Annotated in this window: 12 protein-coding genes and 1 pseudogene; 10 read left to right on the forward strand and 3 right to left on the reverse strand. The window is 38.6% G+C overall.

The features are described 5' to 3' along the window. Positions 1-105: 105 nt before the first annotated feature. Together F6K23_RS42260 and F6K23_RS29960 are read right to left on the reverse strand one after the other, a co-directional pair. Positions 106-216, reverse strand: a complete 111-nt coding sequence (locus F6K23_RS42260) for a helix-turn-helix domain-containing protein (RefSeq protein ID WP_367267859.1) — start codon at positions 214-216, stop codon at positions 106-108. Further along, a complete protein-coding gene (locus F6K23_RS29960) occupies positions 194-844 on the reverse strand; it encodes an IS607 family transposase (protein WP_293162642.1) in 651 nt (216 codons plus the stop codon). Before F6K23_RS29960 ends, F6K23_RS42260 begins: the two co-directional genes overlap by 23 nt. A 334-nt stretch (positions 845-1178) precedes the next feature. Between F6K23_RS29960 and F6K23_RS29965 the strand changes: the two are divergent. From F6K23_RS29965 to F6K23_RS42265, 9 genes and pseudogenes are all read left to right on the forward strand, one after another. Then, positions 1179-1353, forward strand: a pseudogene (locus F6K23_RS29965) (IS1 family transposase); the annotation flags it as partial. A gap of 437 nt (positions 1354-1790) precedes the next feature. Beyond that, entirely contained in the window at positions 1791-11243 is a 9453-nt protein-coding gene (locus F6K23_RS29970) for a LamG-like jellyroll fold domain-containing protein (RefSeq protein ID WP_293162645.1), read from the forward strand. A gap of 136 nt (positions 11244-11379) precedes the next feature. Further along, a complete protein-coding gene (locus F6K23_RS29975) occupies positions 11380-13794 on the forward strand; it encodes a hypothetical protein (protein ID WP_293162648.1) in 2415 nt (804 codons plus the stop codon). Between the two features lie 1178 nt (positions 13795-14972). Next, a complete protein-coding gene (locus tag F6K23_RS29980) occupies positions 14973-15281 on the forward strand; it encodes a transposase (protein WP_293162650.1) in 309 nt (102 codons plus the stop codon). A gap of 4 nt (positions 15282-15285) precedes the next feature. Beyond that, positions 15286-15492, forward strand: coding sequence for an IS200/IS605 family accessory protein TnpB-related protein (locus F6K23_RS29985; protein ID WP_293080304.1), 207 nt, complete (start codon positions 15286-15288; stop codon positions 15490-15492). A gap of 22 nt (positions 15493-15514) precedes the next feature. Continuing rightward, a complete protein-coding gene (locus tag F6K23_RS29990) occupies positions 15515-15679 on the forward strand; it encodes a hypothetical protein (RefSeq protein WP_293162653.1) in 165 nt (54 codons plus the stop codon). 657 nt (positions 15680-16336) lie between these two features. Then, entirely contained in the window at positions 16337-17824 is a 1488-nt protein-coding gene (gene rlmD, locus F6K23_RS29995; protein WP_293162656.1) for a 23S rRNA (uracil(1939)-C(5))-methyltransferase RlmD, read from the forward strand. A 555-nt stretch (positions 17825-18379) separates the two neighbouring features. Continuing rightward, positions 18380-19339, forward strand: coding sequence for an RNA-guided endonuclease InsQ/TnpB family protein (locus F6K23_RS30005; RefSeq protein ID WP_367267860.1), 960 nt, complete (start codon positions 18380-18382; stop codon positions 19337-19339). A 58-nt stretch (positions 19340-19397) separates the two neighbouring features. Further along, positions 19398-19550: a zinc ribbon domain-containing protein gene (locus F6K23_RS42265; protein ID WP_367267632.1), complete on the forward strand. Its 153-nt coding sequence runs from the start codon at positions 19398-19400 to the stop codon at positions 19548-19550. Positions 19551-19620: 70 nt separating this feature from the next. On the opposite strand, the gene F6K23_RS30010 is transcribed toward F6K23_RS42265, so the two are convergent. After that, positions 19621-19767 carry a hypothetical protein gene (locus F6K23_RS30010; RefSeq protein ID WP_293162663.1) on the reverse strand — a complete coding sequence of 49 codons (147 nt, stop codon included), beginning with the start codon at positions 19765-19767 and terminating at the stop codon, positions 19621-19623. 1012 nt (positions 19768-20779) lie between these two features. On the opposite strand from F6K23_RS30010, the gene F6K23_RS30015 reads away from it, so the two are divergent. After that, positions 20780-21448 carry a hypothetical protein gene (locus F6K23_RS30015; protein WP_293162657.1) on the forward strand — a complete coding sequence of 223 codons (669 nt, stop codon included), beginning with the start codon at positions 20780-20782 and terminating at the stop codon, positions 21446-21448. Positions 21449-22216: the final 768 nt, after the last annotated feature.

A 22216-nucleotide genomic window follows, 5' to 3' on the forward strand; every position in this document is an offset into this window, starting at 1 on the left:
GACTATGGAGTCATACGGTATCCGCGTAGGAAGGAATTTAACCTCCATGAATATCAGAGTTACCCTGGGTTCGAGGGCTGGCTGAACGTAGCCACTAAAGACTACTTAGGCCAAACGAGTCGCACGTAAGCATGACGAGCTACAAAGCGCGTGTTTAGCCAGTAAGGTTTTTTGCTGGTTATTTGGGTACAGTTCAGTTTTGAATCCTAGTAGCATGATTATCAATGTTCCTTACAACTTGATCTACTTCCTCTTGTAATCCAAGTAATAGTTTTTTGTGTTTTTTTGATCGTAAACCGTAAAGCCTAGCTGAAAAAACTGTGATGATTTCTAGTACGTCTTGAGCTAATTCTTCTTCAAAACTTGGTTGTTCTCCTTTGTTAATAATAACTATCTCAATCCCCTGGAGTTCGCAAAAAGAAAAAACCAACTCAGCACCAAATCTTAACAATCTATCTTTATGAGTTAATACTAATCGCTTAGTTTGCTTCCTCAAGATTTTCTCTAATAATTTTTGCAACCCTTTTTTGCGGTAGTTCATACCAGAGCCTAAGTCTTTAATGAGCTCAAATTTCCATCCTTTGGCAGCACAATAAGCCTCTAACATTGCTTGTTGCCTGTCTAAATCTGCCTTTTGGTCGTGGCTACTGACTCTGGCATAACAAATAGTAGAACTGTCTGCATCTCCTAAATTGATAAGTTTAGAAGAATCATAGAATCTAGTACCAGCCTGGCTTTTTCGGTCTGGTATCAGTTCTCCAGACAATTCCCATTTCCGGAGCGTATCAATGGACACTCCTAATAGTTTTGCTGCTGCACCTATTTTGATGAATTTGTCAGTCATAATCATATACTATACTAGATAATCATAGATTATACTAGATAATCATAGATTTTGTCAAACTGTTATTTACCGAAAAATTGTGGTTATGCGCCTCCCCTTGGATAGGGGATAATAAGCGGTCGTTTGCGCAGCATTCCGTAGGATGGGATGGCGCCATTCGGAGCGGGTCTGCAAGAACGGGTCTCCTCGCCATATCCAATCGACCAAGAAAAAAAAATTTTTCATGAATTTGTCAATCCTCTTCAATTTATTTTCAAGGAGAGGTAATTATTCATTATTCATTATTCATTATTAATTGTTGAACCTTGTTTTATTGCACCAGAGGATCACGCGCGTCAGTAAAACTTATATGACCAGGGTGGAAGGGGAAAATACTCGACTCCGACATTATTTGGCTTGCCTTCATCGCAAAACCCTTTGCTACTCGCGCGTCCCTTGAGATGCTCAAATATTCTATTCGTCTTCTGCTGCACTATCTAAAATTTGAAACTCTTCCTACATCAGCATAGATCATTACTAATTAGCAATGCCCTTTTTATTACTTCTACTCTACAGCGCTTTTCACTCTTGATGAACCACATCTTCACAAGCAAAAATCCTGTAGTGGCGAATGGCCATTCGCCCCTACTGTGGTCTACCCAAATGAAAACCGCTGTAACGCGATACTGCTGACGCAACGCTCCGCGTTTCATGTCGCGCAGCGAAACGCCACAAACTTGCGCTTACTGGACTCGCAAAATTCTTACCAGAATAACCCCGATATACCCAGATAACCTCTAATTTCGACAGTTTCCCCTTCGCTCAATTAATAAAAAGTACTTTAATTATTAAAAAATCATTAAAGTAATAAAACCTGATGGAAGATTTTATATATTCATGCAAAGAAGCTACATTTTTCCTCCTCTAGCTGAAGGTAAAAAGTTTCCAAACTATCGATTTTTTTTAGATGAGTAACCAAACAATTTTTGATAATTTCCTCAAATCCTATGAGGACAAAACCTACAAACATCCCACCCTGATACGACATAAAGGCACAGTAATTGCCTTTGCGATGGATAATGAACGACGCATATATTACACAGTCCTCGACCTCAGTGACAGTGATGAAAACAAAGGACCAATAGATGTAGAATACTGGTCGAAAAATCCTAGCCCCCTACATTTTGCCAATGAAATAGGTCAAGTTGGTTATGGGTTGGTAGGGGCAACTAGAATGCCCACAGTCAAGAAAGGAACACTAACTGAAGACAAGCCAGAAAACTTAAACCTTGATGAAATTGACGAGTTCCTATCAACCACAGCCAGACTAACAGCAGATGCACCTTTCCAGGTACTTTCCGACGACCAATATATCTACCTCTTTCGTCAGTCTATTGCTGGTAATGACCCAAATATAGTCTATAAACTCACCAGACTCCAAGGTGGTGGCTCATCTGGGGATACCACCAGAGATAACTCCGAATTTGTTCTCTCTGGAGGCAATAAAGTCCCCCTAGTCAACAATACTCTGCTATTAGACCGCTTCGTTCTTGCAGGTTCTCAACTACAACCCAAGATGGAAGTGCGTTATAAGCGCAGTCGCAACAAAACTCAACCAGCTAATAGTAAGGATAGTCTGGGGGCAAAAGATATAGAAGGCAAAGCATTCTATGAGCCTACCCAAGAACTAGACTTTGTGCAGCAACTTCAGGGAGGACGTTTCCAAGTTCTGTTATTGCCTACCCAGGTAGCTAATATTCAGCGCTGGCAGGTCTTTACTTATAACAGTGCTACTAGCAAGATTGACTCTTTTAATATTGAGCGGGCTGGTGATGGCCTATTTAATACTAAAGGGACTATTTATTATACTAGCCCTGACGCAGAATATCAGAATGCCATTTTCCAACGTCGTCCTGGAGTAGACTCCTTTACTAATGAAGAGTTAGTACCAATTCTTAATACTAAGGGTGCAGCAGAATCAGCACTTAGTTTTGATGGTACTGATAATTATGTGGATTTAGGGAATCCCTCGGAATTAAAGATTACAGGCAGTCAGACTATTGAAATGTGGGTCAAACCTTTGTCTTTGGCCAATAGGCAAAGTCTGTTCTGTAAAGCCTATAACGGTGAAGGGGCAATTACCCTAGAAGTAGACGGTAAACTTTCTTATTATTATGGTACTGGTGGTGATAATCCTAGTGAGGCTAATATCAATTATGATACCTTTGAGGGAATTTTAAGTACTTTTGGCCTACTGCGGGATGAATGGTCTCATATTGCTATTGTCAGGAATTTCGAGAGCAGGAGATTAACCTGGTACATCGACGGTGCTTTTGCAGGGGAAGAAATTATTACTAAGGATGCTGCTACAGCAGGCAATGAAAATATTTTTCTCGGCAAAGGTTATGCCGATAATTTTAATGGTTGTATAGATGAAGTCCGAATTTGGAACCGCGCTCGTACTGGTTATGAAATCAATGAGGATAGACATCATCGCTTGGTAGGAAGGGAAACAGGATTAGTAGGTTACTGGCGGTTTGATGAAAATACTGGTGCTACAGTTTATGACCAAACTGATTATGCTAACAACGGTACCATAAATGGTGCAAGTTGGGAAGAGTCAGATGCACTTATTGGCAATCATCCAGGGATGAGTCGGGATAGTTTTTCTTTTCAGGGGCGTACCATTGAATCAGGTTTAACAGTGGTGCAGTATTTTCAGCAAGAAGATGCTCAAATCGGTGATGAGGAAAGTAAACCGATGAAAACTAATGCCCGGGTAATGTTGGCAGTTGCTACAGGTGGAACTGATGCTAATGGGGCAACAACTACTAATAAGTACATTGCTACATTAGATTTTGCTGTTTCTCGTGAAGGGAGACTAGCACAGATACCAGATAATTTATCTTTGAATTGGCTCAATCGAACGGATATAGATGGTGATTCTATAGAAAATTATTTTGCTGAAGTTGGGAATTTAGAAGAGGAAATTAGTCAACTGAAACGCGATATTCAAATACCTGAGCAAATAACGCAATTGCAAGAGGAGATCGATAGTATATATAGTACTATAAACAGCGCACAAGATACAATAGATTACTATCAACAGATAATTGACGCTCCAATTGCAGATATGGTGAGTAGATATGATGCTGAGAGAATAGTGAATGAAGCAAATGCTGCCATTACTAGGATGAATTCTGAGATTGATGAGTTGAACAATCAACTCAATCAATGGCAAACTGAATACAATTGGGACGATAGCACAACACTAACTGAAAAACAAGCCACCCTAATTAGCAAGCAACAAGAACTTGAAAGCAAAAAAGAACAACTACATGGTCAAGTATCATTGCCCATGGCTCTGTTACACACTGACTCTGATGGCTTGACTACTTCAGGAGCTTTACTAGGCTTTGCCTATACTGGTGAAACTCCGCAGCTATTTGACAGTGCGATGGGTAAACTAGCTCTTTATTTCCAAGGAACTAACACGCAGTTCTTTACTGCTTACTACGATACCAAAACTGCCCGCGCTCAAAAAGTCATCGATCTAGGTGGTAAAAAAGTTCGCTTTATTGCTCGTTCCGTTGGTGCGGAGTCAAACGCTGCCACTATTACGATTAGTGATGGCAATAGTGATGATACCTGTGAAGTTACCATTGCTAATTCCCAAACAGAGATTACTGAAACTTGGAAAGATGTACCGCGAGACCCGCGTATGTTTAGCAAAGTTCTCAATGGACAGGCAAAACCCCTCTATTTAGGACAAGTCGCAGCAACATCTGGCACAGTAACTGAACTTACTCTAGTAGAAACAACAAACCGCCAGCTAGCAGCAGGTGCAGTGTTGAAAATTGGTGAGACCAAAGTTACTACAAGTGCGGAAGTTCAAGTCAACTCCAGCACTATTCCTGTCAACACTGTGTCTCTAGAAGTAGAAGAAGACACTCCGGTTTATTTGGTTTTATACGATTATCCTAGTAATGATAGTAGTTCTTTCACTTCTGCAGCACTAGACTTTAATGGGTCAAGCGATTATATAGAAATTGGACATTTTAATCCTGGAAACACTTTTACAATCGAGTTATGGATTAAATACAAGACTGGTGGCATACATTGCTTCATTGGGAAAAATGATAACAGTGGAAACGAAAACTTATTCTTATTCGGTTATTGGAACAATGAATACAGAATAATCATGCCCAGTTATTCGTTGAACATTCCTAGTCAAATTACTGTAGGAGAGTGGCTCCATGTAGCAGCAGTCATTAAAGAAAATCAGGGGAATTCAGAAATTAAATTCTATCAGGACGGTTTATTCATCAGCGAGCATACTTTAGGGACAACCCTAGGAAATATTGAAGGTAAGCCTTGGAGTTTAGGACAAGAATGGGATGGTTCAACAAAATCTGATTTCTTCAACGGTCAAATGGATGAAGTTCGTATCTGGAACTATGCTCGCACCGGAACTGAAATCAACGCCGACAAGGATCGACGAATTACAGGCAAAGAACCAGGTTTAGTGGGATACTGGCATTTTGACGGACTTACGGCTAAAGACTATAGTGGTAATGGCAATGACGGCACCATATATGGTAATCCTCAAAACGTTGAATCTCCTCCAGCCTTAATAAACAATACTTCTGTGACTACTTCTGTCACTTACTCAGCAATGAGTTTTAATGGCTCAAGTGATTATGTGAACTTTGGAGATAAGGATATTGGTGGCGTTTTTGCTCAGGGAAGTTCAGAGTTTACCATTTCTGGCTGGGTGAAACCTCATACCTTAAATAGCACAGCAAGTAATCATGGTACACGCAATGTCTTTTTAGCTCGCGCTTCAGACAGCTACAACGATAACTTTGAACTAGGTATCAGTGAGACTGGCAATCTTGATGTATATATTGATGAAAATTACGACGATATAACTAAGACTTTTGGTAACGGAGAATTAACTCCTGGTAACTGGCACTTTTTCTCCCTAGTCTTTAATAGGGGTTCAATTACCACATACCTAAATGAAAACAAACATTTAGGTTCATTTAGCGGCACTTCTTTGGATGAGGCTCCTGGTTCACCGGTTACTCTAGGAGCAACCATCCACAGCGATGTTTATTTTAATGGTCAAATAGACGAACTTCGCATCTGGAACTATGCCCGCAGCGAAGAACAAATCTACGCTGACAAGAATCGCCGACTCACTGGCAATGAACCTGGTTTAGTAGGATACTGGAATTTTGAAGGAGGTCTAGCTAAAGACTATAGTGGTAACGGCAATGATGGAACCATACATGGTAATCCTCAAAACTTTGAATCTCCTCCAGGCTTAATAAAAGATACTTCTGTCACTTACTCATCACTGAGTTTTAATGGCTCAAGTGATTATGTGAACTTTGGAAATAAGGATATCGGTGGCGTTTTTGCTCAGGGAAGTTCAGAGTTTACCATTTCTGGCTGGGTGAAACCTCATACCTTAAATGCCACAGCAAGTAATCATGGTACACGCAATGTCTTGTTAGCTCGTGCTTCAGACGACCACAACGATAACTTTGAGTTAGGTATCAGTCAGACTGGCAATCTCGATGTATATATTGATGAAAATGACGACGATATAACTAAGACTTTTGGTAACGGGGAATTAACTCCTGGTAACTGGCACTTTTTCTCCCTAGTCTTTAACATGGGTTCAATTACCATATACCTAGATGAAAACAAACATTTAGGTTCATTTAAAGGCACTGCTTTGGATTTGACTTCCGGTTCTCCGGTTACTCTAGGAGCAACCCTCAACAGCGATGTTTATTTTAATGGTCAAATAGACGAACTTCGCATCTGGAATTATGCCCGCAGTGAAGAACAAATCAACGCCGACAAGGATCGCCGACTTACTGGCAATGAAGTTGGTTTAGTAGGTTACTGGCATTTTGAAGGAGGTGTAGCCAACGACTATAGTGGTAATGGCAATGATGGAAGTATACATGGTAATCCTCAAAATATGCCATCTCCTCCAGCCTTAATAAAGGCTAGCGATGTACAACAAGAAGAGACACAAGAAGAGAAACAACAAAACAGTTCGCGACAATTCCTGGTCTATTCTGAGGCAACCGAAGGCCAAATTCCCAATGGCACAGTCACAAGTTTGGGTGAAGCTCCTTCCTGTCGTTGGGTAGCCGATTCCCCTGGGTTGGCTTTAGACTTTGATGGGCAAAATAAATATCTGGCTTTAGCTGACAATAAATTACCTCAGATGGATGCTATTGCTAACCTCACTATAGAAGCATGGGTTAAGCCTAAGTTAATTGGCGATGTTGGTCGGGTAATACATCATAAATCGGCAAATAGTCAATATACTTTAGGGTTGCAAAGGCAACCTTTAACAGCATTCGAGTTTAATGGTTCAACTGATTATGTAGAAATTGGACATTTTAATCCTGGAAACACATTTACAATTGAGTTATGGGTTAAATCTGAGACTACTAGCTCAGGTTGCTTGGTTGGGAAAAATTCTAATAATGCAAACAACTTATTCTTATTAGGTTATTTTTCTTGGAATTTTTCGGGAAACTTATCATTACAGATACACGGTTACAATTTAGAAATTACCGACGATCCAAGTACTTTAGGAAAGTGGTTCCATCTAGCAGTAGTCATCAAAGAAAATCAGGGAAATTCAGAAATTAATGTTTATCAGGATGGTGTATTAATCAGTGAGGTTTTAGCAAATAACGTACAATTAGGGAATATTGAAGGCTTACCTTGGAGTTTAGGACAAGAATGGGATCCTACAGGAACATCTGATTTCTTCAACGGTCAAATGGATGAAGTTCGCATCTGGAACTACGCCCGCAGCAAAGAACAAATTCAAGCTAATAAAGATCGAAGACTCAGTGGTAACGAATCTGGTTTAGTAGGTTACTGGCACTTTGAAGGAGGTACAGCCCAGGACTATAGCGGCAACGGCAATGATGGAACTATACATGGTAATCCTACTAATGTCGCTTCTCCCCTCACTGGCTACAAAGTTTTTGGCGGGGTAGGCGTTAGCGATAACCTTGCGCAAGCAAATCGCTTCTTCAAAACTAAGGAATTCCTTCCCCTTAATAACTGGAATCATTTGGCTCTGAGTTATCACCAATCCTATGCCCTGAATTTCGATGGTAACGACTACCTCGACTGTGGCAAAAACCGGGCACTCAATCTCTGTGAAGACTTGACCATAGAAACAGTAATACAGGTGAATGATACCAACCTACGCAGTATTATCAGTAAAGGTCAGATGGGTTATGGGGTAGAAAAAGAAAGTGTACCCTATGCTTTGCAAGCAGAATCAGGTAAACTGACTTTCTCCTTTGAAGATAGTCAAGGTACGATTCATAAATTAGAGTCTCCTGCCAACAAAATACAAACTAATCAAGTTCACAAAATTGCTGTTACTCGTAAAAAAATTACTCAAACTACTGATAGTGGAGCAGACCCCGATGCTTGGGGAACTGGAGATGTAGCAAATATTGATGCCAAGACTGGTAATTTTACCTCTAGTGAAAATCAAAAAATTGACAAGGCAATGAAAGCTGATTATGTTGCCTCCAAAAAACGGGGTAAAAATCTGAAGGATGGTTTGCAATCTCAAAGTAGTTCCACTCCCTCACAACAACCGACATTTATCAGCGGCCAAGGAACTGCTCAGTGGCTAGAACTGAAAATGTATATAGATGAAAAACTTGTCTGTAGTCGAGTCATTGAACCTGCTGTTAGTCCTGAAGGTAATAGTCAACCCCTAGAAATTGGCAGAACAGGTGAGAGTTATTTTAAAGGTAAAATTTCCGAAGTCAAGCTTTGGAGTCGGGCACTAGAAAAAGGTGAAATTCATCAAAATCTTACTGGACAGGAAGAAGGTTTAGTTGCCTGGTGGCAGTTAGAAGAAAATGAAGGTAATCTCGCCAATGATTTCAAAGGAGGCAACCACGCTCAAATTAAAGGTGCGAAGTGGTGTAAAAATCCAGATGTGGAAGCTTCCGAGTTACTCCTCTATAGTAATGGTGTTCCCCTCACAACAGAATCAGTAGCATCAAATGATTCACTGGTTACCTGGGGAGATAATCAATTCACTCTTGGTGGTCGCAAAGATGGTGCAAGTTACCAAGAATGTTTCAATGGCATTCTGGAAGAAGTACGAATTTGGAAAGTAGTACGTACTCAAGAGCAGATTCTCGACAATATCTTTACCCGTCTCAAAGGAGAAAAGCAAGACATAATAGCTAATTACACTTTTGATGAAATCATAGATAATGAATTCAAAGATAGCAGTTTGATGGGAAATCATCTCCCACTAGGAGCAGATGCTAACAAACCTACATCTGTTTTTTCTGATGCTCCGATTGGTAATGATATCCCTCAAGTGCGTTCAGCTTTAGCAGCAATTCAAACTGTATTCAACGCTCAGATAGATAGTAGTCCTGCTGTTACCGAGTACGGGGATATGCAATATGATAGCCAGCAGAATCTAACAGGAGTCTTCAAACGCTGCTACACTTACATTAAAGATGGTAAATGGCAGTTAATTACTGGTTACAAAGTCGGTAATTTGATTACTGAATGGGTATCTCAGGTACAGTTCGACCCTCAGATTATTGGTTACATCGAAGGGGCACCACCTATACCAAGTGAAAACATGACCGTTGGGCCTATATCCCTCGGAGACACTGATACTTACAAACAAGCTAGCACAGTAGAATTAATTGAAGCAGAAGATGTCAATTATAACTTCTCCAGTTCCAAAGAAAATGGTTTTGACTCTTCCTTTGAAGCAGCAATGTCAGCAGGTATGGAGTTAGACCTACGAACTCTACTTGCTCCTCTTGGCTTTGGTGTTTCCTTCAAGGCTCAAGTAGAATTAAAGTTCTCAGGTAGTGGCAAGTTTCAATCTTCCGGCGGTTGGACTGATGAAAGCAGAATCACTAGCGGGCGAACTGTAACCAGAAATATGCGGGCAACTGCAGTAGGTTATTGGGAAGATAAAAATAATCTGCTCAACCCCCGCTTGGGGCAACGGTATGTTCCTAATAATCAGGGGTTTGCTCTGGTGCAATCAGAAACAGCGGACGTTTTTGCGTTGCGTTTAGCTCATAATAAAGCTCTGATTTCCTATCGTTTTCAACCCAACCCTGATATTCCCAAAGATTGGAATATTATCTCGTTCCCCATCAACCCTCGTTATACTAAACAGGGAACCCTAGATGGTAAAGTTGGTTATCAACCCGATGGCAGCGTGCAAACTGACCCCGATTATCCTCAAGCTACTCAATATGGGGAATATAGCTACTTTAAACCCCTAGAAACCTATGCTCTCAAACGGCAAATAGAGAGAGAAGCAGCAGAGTTGAAAAATTATTATCAGAATTATGATGCTTCACCCCTATCCAATAGCATTCTCAAAAATGTTATGGGTACTAATGCAGGACTTTTAGCCAGTGGTGCTGCTGCTATTCCTAATTTTGGAATAGGAATAGGTTTGAGCGCTGCTAGCACTTTTGGTAGTCTTGCTGATGCCTTGACTACAGACCAAAGTCTACCGGACAAATTTGCCAATCGCAATATTGCTAATACTTATGTCTGGACAGCAGATGGGGGATTCTATGCTGAAACCACTAATACTATGGATGTGAGGCAAGAGTCGAGCAGTGGTTCCTATTCCTTTAATACAACTTTTGGTAGTGGTATTTCCCTGAATGTATCTACTGGGGCTTCTTTTGGATTTGATTTGAATGGTAGTATGGGGGGTCATATGAACATGACTCAATCAAAAAGTGTCGAAACTTCTCAATCTTTTCGACTTGAAGTTCAGGTTAATCCCCAGAACAACTTGTATAAGTATGAAGTTCCTGAAGACCAAAAAGATTGGGAGTCAACCTATGTTGATTATTTGCTTCAGTATGATACTCAGGGTAATCCGATTAAAGTTCCTGGGAAGGTTGATGCTTATCGGTTTATGACTTTCTACCTAGAACCGAAAGCAGAAAACTTTGAAGACTTCTATGCTAAGGTAGTAGACCCGATCTGGATTGAGCAGAGCAACGATCCTAATGCTCAAGCTCTACGGGAAGCCAGGCAAACTGAGAAAAAACCTGCTTGTTGGCGGATTATGCACCGAGTCACTTTTGTCAGTCGTCTGCTACAAGATTTTAATGATGATTCTGCCTCCCAGTTAGCTAAGGATGCAAGAGCATTGAATATTGAAAGCAACTGGCAACTGATTAAAACATTAGAGCCTTTTGTGAAGAATAAAACAGATAATTTTGTGCAGTTTGCGGAAGCAGTGCGGGATGCTTTGGCAGAGCATTTACCAGAGTTGCAACCTCACTCGCCAGAAATTATTGCATACATAACACAATACTACGGTTTATCAGAGGATGCCTAATTCTCTTTAGGTTGGGTTTTGCATCTCAACTCATCTTTAAGTATGGCTTCAAGGGATAGCTCAACAAGCGAACCTTGAAGCTTAACCTCAGAAAAGTTATTTTACTATGATCGCAAATATTTAGGAAAAAATCATCATGCCAACTGAAACAACTCAAGCATCACTCTTAGACCAATTGAAGAATTTAGTACAAAAGTTAACTTCTAAAAAACCCGTTGAACGTGATGCTAATGGAGAAGTACTCCTTGATTCTTTTATGGAGGCCATGGCAAAGAAATATAAGCAAAACTTCGTTAAAAAAGTCAGGCAATATACTAATGAACCAATAAGCAAAAACCAAGCAGATGAATATTTCCGTGTCTTGGTGAAATCTTTGTATGAAAATAGAATCAAAGGTATAGGAACTTATGGTCAATTTAACGAAGCAGGAGCAGCAGGAGAAAAAGGAAGACAAGACTTAGTTGAAGCCTTTCACACCGAAATATCTGATTTTATTCAAAATTTTGGTCCGGTAGCTGCTCAGGGTCAAACTCTATTATGGAGTTCTTATGGTATTGGTCGGTTTGCTGTTGATGACAAGGACATTCTCAGAAGTGCTGGAGTTACTGATCAAGCTCAACCTCTCGATCAAACAAAGATTGGTAAACTTTGGGATAAACTGAAAATTACTACTAAAACTTATCCGGCAATTGGTTATACATGGGACGTTCAATATAATATCTGGACTAGCGTATCTAAGGAAATAGCAGCTAATGCTGAAGGGGATGTTGAGGTTTTTCTACCCAAAAATATAAGTTCCATGTCGATTTTCTGGAACGTGGAACTTCCTGAACTACGCCAACGGATGGAGCAATTTACAGATGATGCTAAAGTCAATAAAATTACAATTCATCGTCTCACAAATGATGCTCTGACAAGGGTAAATAAGGCAAAAAATAATAATGCTAAGAAGCGAGTTATGCTTGAACAGGGTAGTTGGGAAGCTCTAGATTTTTCAGAAGCTACTTTGGAAGTCCCTCAATTTTCAGAAAGACAACAGAAATTGTTGGAGGACTCTAATCCCATTTTGTATGAACAGATAGATAATTATGTTAAATATAGTGGTGAGACTGGTGAGATTACAATCCAAAAACTAAGAAATATAGCCAGAGCTTGGAAACAGAAAAGCCAAGCATCTTCTGGCATAGATACTCAACTCTATCAAGAAATTGCCAGAAATTTGGGTCACATTGATGGCATTGCCCCGAGCTTAGTTAATAACATAAAACAAGGAATAGCAACTGACAATCAGATTAAACAGAATGCTGAACTGTTAGTAGCGGCTTTTCTAGACAAAATACATATAAGAGAGGAAGAACCACAAGATTATAACGATAGTGATATAGAAATTATCACTCGTTTGCTTTATGACAATTATACTCGGTTGCAAACACCTTCGAGCATAGATATACCTACTAAGATAGTTTCTAAGGGCGAAATTGAAAATCTGCTCAAAAAAGTATCAGGAGATCCTACCTTAGCTACAGGTTTCAGTAGCTTCAATGACTATTCTAAAAAGTTATCTGCTGAAGAAACTATTGAGCAATTTGGATTAGATTACCGATACCAAAATGATTCTGCAGAAATAGTTAAACCTTCTGTTATTTATTATATAAGCACCCCCATGACAGACGATATTAAAAGTAATGCTAAGATACCTCTCATTCAGGAAGTGAAAACGAAGCTACAGGCGATCGCTGATGATACAACAAAAAGCGAAGACCTTAGAAATATGGCAAAAGAACTTACTACTCCAGGAGTTTATCATGAATTTACTCCTAATACTGCTAATAATCTACCCAAATACGGTACTCAAGCTGACGGCAAAAACTCCTATGCAGGTATGCTGCTAACAACTTATTCCGATAGCAATTCTCAACTCTCACCAGGAGCGACGATTCGAGCCAAAGGACCAGACGGTGAGGATTTTAAAATTGCTGATTGGGATGGCTTAACATGGAATGTATCTCCAGAAGATTTGCCAGATTGGATCGCAATTCAGGGACGACCAGAAGACCAACTCAATGTTGATACATTAAAACTATGGAAGGCAGAAGGTGACAGGCAAATTACACCACCAACTAATGTCCCAGAACCAGTCAGAGCTTTTATGGCACATCATTTCCAAATAAATTTATCTGATATCACCATCCAAAAAGTTAATGCTACAGATAATGATGATTCAACGGCTACATCAATTAAATTTAAGCCTGGAGAGTATAACGATACAACAGAAGAAGGGTTACAGAAAATAGCAGAAAAGTTAGGTGATGCACTGAAGCTTAAAGTTTACAATAATGGCAATCAACCTGATACTTCCAAAGCTATAACTGCAATCAATAATGAGTTACCTACGAAGTCTCTATCTATTAAGAATGATTTGATAATGCTACGCCGACCAAAAGTTAGCTACGCTGATCGGGCTAACGCACCTACGAAATTTAAGCCTAAGTACACTACAGGAAGAACTCCCTCTGTATCACCGGGTAGAAGACCCACTTCAAGACGATAATTAGGGTTTGCTGAAAAAGTCTTTTAGTAGGGGGTAGGAGACAGGAGACAACCCACCCCTAATATAGAATCCGGTTGAATAGTTATTGTATCGTAGGGAGATGGGGAGATGGGGAGATGGGGAGATGGGGGGATGGGGAGATAGGGAGATTGAAGTGTAGACACCAATTATGAACATATACTATATAACCGGATTGTATATAACCCCTCCCAGGAGGGGAACAGGAGACAGGAAGAACGGGAAATGAGCCAGGAGGTAGGAGCTAAGTTTTGTCCCAAGATTTTTCTGCCTAACTATGAGCCTAAAATACTAACTTTTTGAGCGTTCTTGACTGAAACAAGCGCACTGCAATTCGACCCAAAAAAGGCTAAAACCCTGATCTGTAAATGCTTTGATATTTAATCAGCAAGCCCTAATTACACACAGGACTTACGCATAGCCACTATATCTAGTAGGGGCGAACGGCCGTTTGCTTCGCATACTCCGCAGGTGTCCCTACAGATGCTGTATAATTTAATATTTTGCGTAAGTCCTGATAAGTATATTGCGAAGTTATTGTAGTTAAAGGAAAGGCTAGGACATATCAAAAACTTAAAGCTCAGACAGGTTAGTACTGTACAAGTAGTGATTTTTGTAGTTTTGTTTATGACAATGAAAGGGGTGATTAACTGTTGAATGAAAATTGTATAAAATAGTTGCTATTTGTAACAAATGTGTGTTAATATTAAACAGGTAACTAAAGAAATGAAATAATTCATGTGAATGCGACTTGTTGACAGACATATTATTAAACGAACACATCAATATTGGGCTTGGTGTGATGAGTTAGCCTTTAAGTCAAAAAACTTGGTCTTATTTGGCTAATTATTACTGTCGTCAGCATTTTTTCAAGTCCTCAAAAAGTCTGGATTTAACCACACTATACCATGCAACCAAAGATAGTGATGCGAAAAGAGCCTTACCAACCAAGGTATCAAAACAAATAATCAAATGCTTGATTGCAACTTGGCGTGGTTATTTTCAGGCAATCAAAGAATGGTCGCGCACATCCAGAGAAGTTTTTAGGTAAACCAAAAATACCAAAGTATAAGGACAAAACCAAAGGTAGAAATGTAGTTATATATTCAAAGGAATCAGTTTATAAAGCCCCTCTAAAAGATGGTATTTGTCACTTATCTATGAGTGAAATCAAAATACCTGTAGTTGTGGAAACTGTAATCGAAGTCAGGATAGTACCTGCTACTAACTGCTATATAATTGAAGTAGTGTATGAAAAAACACTTCAGCCACAAATAGACTCAAAATATGTAGCTGGAATAGACTTAGGAATTGACAGATTAGTTGCTCTATCTACAAACAAGCCTGGTGTTAAACCTATGCTTGTTAACGGGAAGCCACTAAAAAGTGTTAATCAACTTTATAATAAGCGTAAAGCTAAGTACCAAAGTCATCTCAAAGGCAACAGAAAAAGCAGTCGGATATATTGAAGCATTGAGTTATCATCGGAACCGTTTTGTCGAGAATTATCTGCATAACACCAGTAAATTAGTTGTCAATTATTTAGTAACTAATAATATTGGTACTGTAGTCATAGGAAAAAATGATAACTGGAAACAAAGTGCAAATATAGGCAAAAAAAACAACCAAAATTTCACCCAAATACCACATGATAAGAAAACCCAAGCAAATTACTTATAAATGTCAGCTAGCAGGAATCAAGGTGATTGAAACAGAGGAAAGCTATACAAGCAAAACATCTGCCCTTGACCTAGAGCAACCAATAAAACATGAAACTTATAGGGGTAAACGAGTCAAACGTGGTTTATTCAAGAGTGGAACTGGTATAGTCATTAATGCCGATATCAATGGCAGTCTTCAAATATAAGATAAGAAATTCCCAGGGGCATTTACTGCCGAGGGAATAGTGAGCTGCGCCGAGAGCGCCAGTATTGGTTAATCCAATATCAAGATATTAAGCTCAGATCGATTTTCTACAGTTTAGTTCGTACGGTTTTCTGATAAATATCACTACATCTACAGGACTACCCTCAGACAACACAAGATTTTTTGGCGTTGCTGATTCTGGGTATGATGCAAGCCCCCTTAGCCCCCCAATTAGTGGCAGGGCTGTTTCATTCTCAATAGACACGGGGACACGGGGACAGGTCAACACGGGGATGGAGGCTTTTAAGTGGCGTTGAACCAAATATTCTCTCAGAGCAAAAAGGATACTTATTGGCAGAAAAATCGGCAAATTTTGGTAAATTTTACTGTTCTAAAATCCTTTAATCTCCCGTTCTCCCGCTCATCGTTAATTTACAATACTTTGAAACAGCCCTGCCAATGAGTGGGGGGAATAAAACTCTAAAAGTCCCCCTATTTTGGGGGATGCGCGGGGGCTTGACCAGAGCTAAACAACCGCGAATTCATACTTCAATTCAGCAACGCCGATTTTTTCTTATTCCTTCCTTTTACTACATGAGATAAACTTAATATGGGTTATGAATAACTCTAAAATAAATTTTGTAAACAAAAGAAATGAGTGAATATCAATAATCAAAACCTAGCTAAACTACCTTGTGAACAAGGTCAACTTGTAGAAATAACTATCACAGACTTAACAGATAGCGGTGATGGAGTAGGCCGCTATGGTCAAAAAGTTATATTTGTGTCTGATACAGTTCCGGGCGATCGCCTAGTTGCTCGTCTAACAGTGGTCAAACCAAAGTATGCTTATGGGAAATTACACCAGCTCTTAGAAGCATCCAAATATCGTATAAAACCCTATTGTATAGTTGCAGACAAATGCGGTGGTTGTCAATGGCAGCATATTAGTTATGAATATCAGCTTCAAGCTAAACAAAATCAAGTTATTCAAGCTTTAAAGAGAATAGGGGGGCTAACATTATTAGCAGTAGATCCAACTCTAGCATCTCCAGCAGCTTTTGGATATCGCAACAAAGCTACATATCCTTTAAGTATTTCTACTACAGGTCAAGTTAAAGCTGGCTATTATCAAAAAGGTAGTCATAAAGTGATTAATCTGAATCAATGTCCTATTCAAGACGAACGTTTGAACCCTTTACTCAAAGAAGTAAAACAGGATATTACTAGGCAAGGCTGGAAAATATATGATGAACAGACACATACAGGTATTGTACGCCACTTATCTTTGAGGATAGGTAACAATACAGGGGAAATCTTGTTGACTTTGGTTATAAATGGAGAGGAGGAAAAAACAAAAGAGTTATTACCAGGTATCGAAGTTCAAGCACAAAAATGGCTGGAAGATTATTCTCGGTTAGTAGGTGTTTGTTTGAACTACAACTCGAAGGCAACAAATACTATTTTTGGTCAACAGACTGTTTGTGTTGCTGGTAGGTCATACTTGTGGGAAAAGTTTGGTGGTTTAGAGTTTCAATTGACTCCTGATACCTTTTTTCAAGTAAATACAAAGACTGCTGAAAAATTAATAGAGTTAGTTATTCAAAAGTTGGCTTTGAATGGATCGGAGATTATTGTTGATGCTTATTGTGGAATTGGTACTTTCACTTTACCTCTAGCAAAATATTTGCAGCAAGTGGGGGTTTGTGATAACGACTCTATGGAAATAGTGGGTGAGGAGTTTTTACAAATGGGGGGTAGAAAGGGTCTGGCCATTGGTATAGAAGTTCAACCAGTGGCTATCAAACAGGCTCAGTTGAATGCTGAAACTAATCACTTGACAAATGTAAGTTTTTATGCTGGAAAAGTTGAAGATTTACTACCTGAGTTGGAGGTAAAGCCTGATGTGGTTTTGTTAGACCCGCCGAGAAAAGGTTGCGATCGCTCTGTTTTAGAAACTATTTTAGAAATTATACCTGAACGTATAGTCTATATTAGTTGTAAACCTGCTACTTTGGCTCGCGATCTGAAATTTCTATGTTCGACAGGGAAGTATGAGTTGAGTAAAGTACAACCTGCAGACTTTTTTCCTCAAACTGCTCATGTCGAATGTGCTGCATTTTTAGTAAGAAAAAAGTCAAAATAAGTAAAGTAGTTTTCTATACTTGACATACTCCCGACGTTGCGCATAGCGCGACAACGGGGGATTCTTCAGTCATGAAAAAATGACCGCTGTTTTGACAGAGGTGATGTCCTCCCCCTGTATTAACTTTGATGATAACATGCATACCTCCTAGCTTGTCAAGGGTATAGGAAGGTTTTATTTGTGGAGGTATCCGACTATTGGCCCAGGCTTGACCATCCCTCCGCTCCCCTAATAGCTACCGCTAGGCTCCGCCAACGGGAGAGCGCGGGACTTCCCGCCAGGGAAGTTAAATTAGAAATCTCTATGACTCCAGAATTAATCAACAGGTAGATTGACTGAAAACATTGAAATACCCAAGGTAACGTCGGTCTATTTGTGGGAGTACCTAATTGGTTTTTCACAGTAGATTTCTGGAGTTTTAAAGTTTGACGTAATTGACGTTGACCGAAAAAATGGGTCTCAAGCCTCGCCCTTCTAGGGCGACTTTTTATTGCTTGCGGGTTGATTTTTTTTCAATAAATATGTTATCATGTTGTTAGGAGCGAAAGTCAAGTTATGAAAGCTAGATTTAAATACCGTATATATCCAACGCCGGGACAAAAATACCGATTAGCCAAGCTATTTGGCTGTGTCCGTGTGGTTTGGAATGATAGTCTAGCTTACTGCCAACAGAAGTATAAATCAGGAGAAAAGAAATCTTCTAATTCAGAACTACAAAAGCTTTTTATTACTCAAGCTAAAAAGACTGAAGAAAGAGAATGGTTGTCAGAGGTTTCTAACATACCATTGCAGCAATCATTGAATGATTTAAAACAGGCTTATCAAAACTTTTTCAAATCAACTAAAGGTCAACAGAAAGGTAAATCTATTAAACCTCCTAAATTTAAAAGTAGAAAGTCAAAGCAAACTGCTAGGTTTACAAAGGGAGGCTTTAAAGTTGGTCAACATAAAATCTATTTAGCCAAGATTGGAAAGCTGAAAATTGTATGGTCAAGAGAATTACCTACTGCTCCATCATCAGTAACAGTAATCAAAGATTCAGCCCATAGATACTTCTTAAGTTTTGTAGTAGAAATACAACCAGAAATCTTACCTAAAACTGATAATTCAGTAGGCATAGATTTAGGCATTAAAACCTTTGCTACATTTAGTGATGGTACAAAGGTTGATGCTCCTAAACCACTTAAGAAACGAATTAAGAAGTATCAAAAGTTAAGTAAGTCATTATCTCATAAAACTAAAGGCTCTAAAAGGTATGAAAAAGCCAGGGTTAGAGTAGCTAAATTCCATGCCACGCTGAAAGATACAAGGACAGATTTTCTACATAAATTATCTACTGAAATAATTCGTGAAAACCAAACAATTGTTTTAGAAGATTTAAACGTTTCTGGTATGATTAAGAACCGTAAATTATCCAGAGCAATATCAGATTTAGGTTGGAGAACATTCAGGACTTTTTTAGAAGGAAAAGCAGAAAAATATGGTCGCGATTTCAGAGTAATTAGTCGCCCTTGAGCCTACATCCCAAGTTTGCTCAAATTGTGGCTTTAAAGGTGGGAAGCTAGACCTGAAGGTGCGAGAATGGGAGTGTCTCAACTGTGGTGCAAAACATGATAGAGACGAGAATGCAGCGATAAATATATTAGTCGCGGGCGGGCAGTCCGAGACATTAAACGGACGCGGAGGCAAGCGTAAGACTACCGCATCTGGCAGCAGCAGCCAATGAAACGTCAACTCGCCGAGGAGCTACGGCTCGGTAGGAATCCCCGTGCCTTCAGGCCGGGGAGGATGTCAACTCAATTATAAACCAACAAACACAAACTCATAATTAACCCTAAAGCTTCAATTCTCTGGTGGGATTTGAGAAAGACACTATCAGTTAAAAATAGAGGAGCGTTGAGAAACCTAAAACCTCTTTCTACTGATTGCTGGTCTTTAGACATCTCCGAAAAAGATATAGATTTTTTGCAGGAGTAGGCAACAGCTCATCTGCTCCGGAAGGCAACAGGTAAGATATTTTTATGAAAAAGGCACGAAAAAGAATTTTTTAGGGTGAATTTTTCGTATCCTTAGCTTGCTCTAGTTAAAAGATTTATTTTCTGGAGATGTCTTTTATATTTAGACAACATTTCTTTTGTAGTTAATACTAGAGTATCTACAACATTTGTGGCTAATATAAATTTAGCTGCTCGTTTTTTTTGAAGCTCAACTTTTTGTGCAATAACAGTTACTTGACCTTGTACTTGATAACAGAAACCCGCACCAGATTTATCTTCTACTTGTTTGATCTTATACCAATTTCATAAAATATTGCTACAGTCTCAACACGGACAACAGCTCATCTGCTCCGGAAGGCAACAGGGAAAGAAAAACTGGATAAAAAAGGGGAAAAAATGCTTAACTTTGAAATTTGATGGATATATACAATTTTTAATTGTAGCAATAAATCACAAATTAAGATGTAACTACCTTTTTTGAATTTGGTATTAATTCCTGTTAGTTAATGATACAAACACTTTGGGAAAAGCTCCTTGACTGGTTTTTGGGCATCTGGTACACAAGCAAACTTTTGAGATGTTAATCTCCGAAGTTTTTTCTGAGCTTCTACCCCCTAATTTTTAATTTTTTTCTCCAGATGTTTGAAATCTGATTCTAGAGGTTTTTGACTTTCTACTACTAACCATCTTTGAAGAACTACCCCATAAGTTTTTTTTTACTTCTTGATACCTATATCCCTGAATCTGACTCCGAATCCAACTTGAGCTATCTATTGATTTCACCACATAACTATAACAATCTCAACTCTATTATATCAGAATAATTAACTACCCTAGATTCTCGATTATAATTCTATTAAATCTATAAAAATAATTGAATACGATCCGGAAAGCTACTCTCTAGGATGGGAAAATAGAATGTAATTAAGGTAACAATAGAGGCACAAAAACATTAAAAATGATTAACTTTCAACCACAGCCAATAGAAGCAAAATTAAGTAAATATCAATTCATGCAACCATATTTTCCTATCTACATAGTTTTAGATAAAAATCTGCCATATGATCAGAATTTTGCTGCTTGGTTAGAAGCTAAAATTTTCATTCCTGATTTAACTACCCCTATCAATGAAACTTTGCCATTTTTGCTAGAAGCGTTGCAAATAACTTTGGAAAGTGAAGGCGACCCTCAAAAAATTTACCCTCTAATTGTAGAAAATCTTGATTTATTAGAACCTCATTTAATATACATTTTACGCAAGTGGGCAAAGCAAGTTTTTCCTCACATTTGTCAAAATAGAGCAACTACAATTGCTAGTGCATTAGTAAATTTTGGTAGGATTATTTGGGCACTGCCAGATGGAGATTCTGATGTTAATTTAGAAATTGCTTTAGCTTGCTGCGAGTTAGCTTTGGAAGTATTTAATTTGAATGATTTTCCCTATGAATGGGCAATAGTTAATAACAATTTAGCTGTAATTTATCAAACTCGCTGTTATGGAAATTCTACCCATAATGTAATTAAATCTTTTGAACATTATCTACAAGCAAAATTAGTATTTCCAGAGCAAAATTTACCTCAAAAATGGACTAATTTAAGTTGGTATTATTCAACAATTAATAATTAATAATTAATAATTAACAAATACGTATCCTTGAAAAGAAGAGGATTGACTCAAAGGAATTTTTTTTCTTGTTTCCCCTTTAAAGGAGAGGCTTTAAATCTTAATTATTCGGTAAGTTATTCAGCATTTAAACTATATATCTATTAGGGAATAGGCAATAGGAAATCTAAATTATTCTTAGCTTATACCAATTTTATGTGAGGCTGCACAGAATTATAAAATTTATTAACTCCTCTGTCTTAATCTAGAGTAAACCCCGATCGAGATATTATTCTATGCAAATTAGAAATTAATTTGGTATTACATTGATTTGATAGACTATTGAACAAGTGCTAGATAAGTGCTCATATATATAACGAAGTTCGGGAATTAAACATCCCAAAAGATATTAGTTATTTATCACATTATTCGATTTAGTTTGTATTAGAATAAATAGGAATTAAACAATTTTTCTAACCTCACCTGATACCTAATTAGGGTTTACTGAAAAAGTAGTTGTGCAGAGCGCAAAGTGTGGGATAAGTAAGTAGGGCTGGTCAATAATCATCCTATAGCACTGTAAAAAGTTAGTTTTTCGGATTTTTGTCGGGAAAAAAGTGCAAATTTTTCAGCCTTTAATATCAAATCCGATCCGTTGAATTGGACATCAAAAAAATCTCGAATCGTCATAACTAATAAATGTTTGTGATTCTTTCTCCTCCTGAGGAGTGAGGACTGTCTCATGGTTGAGTTAACCAATCTATAACTGTTTAACCGGATTTGAGATCAGAC

It is taken from the genome of Okeania sp. SIO2C9, assembly GCF_010672455.1.
GTDB lineage: Bacteria > Cyanobacteriota > Cyanobacteriia > Cyanobacteriales > Microcoleaceae > Okeania.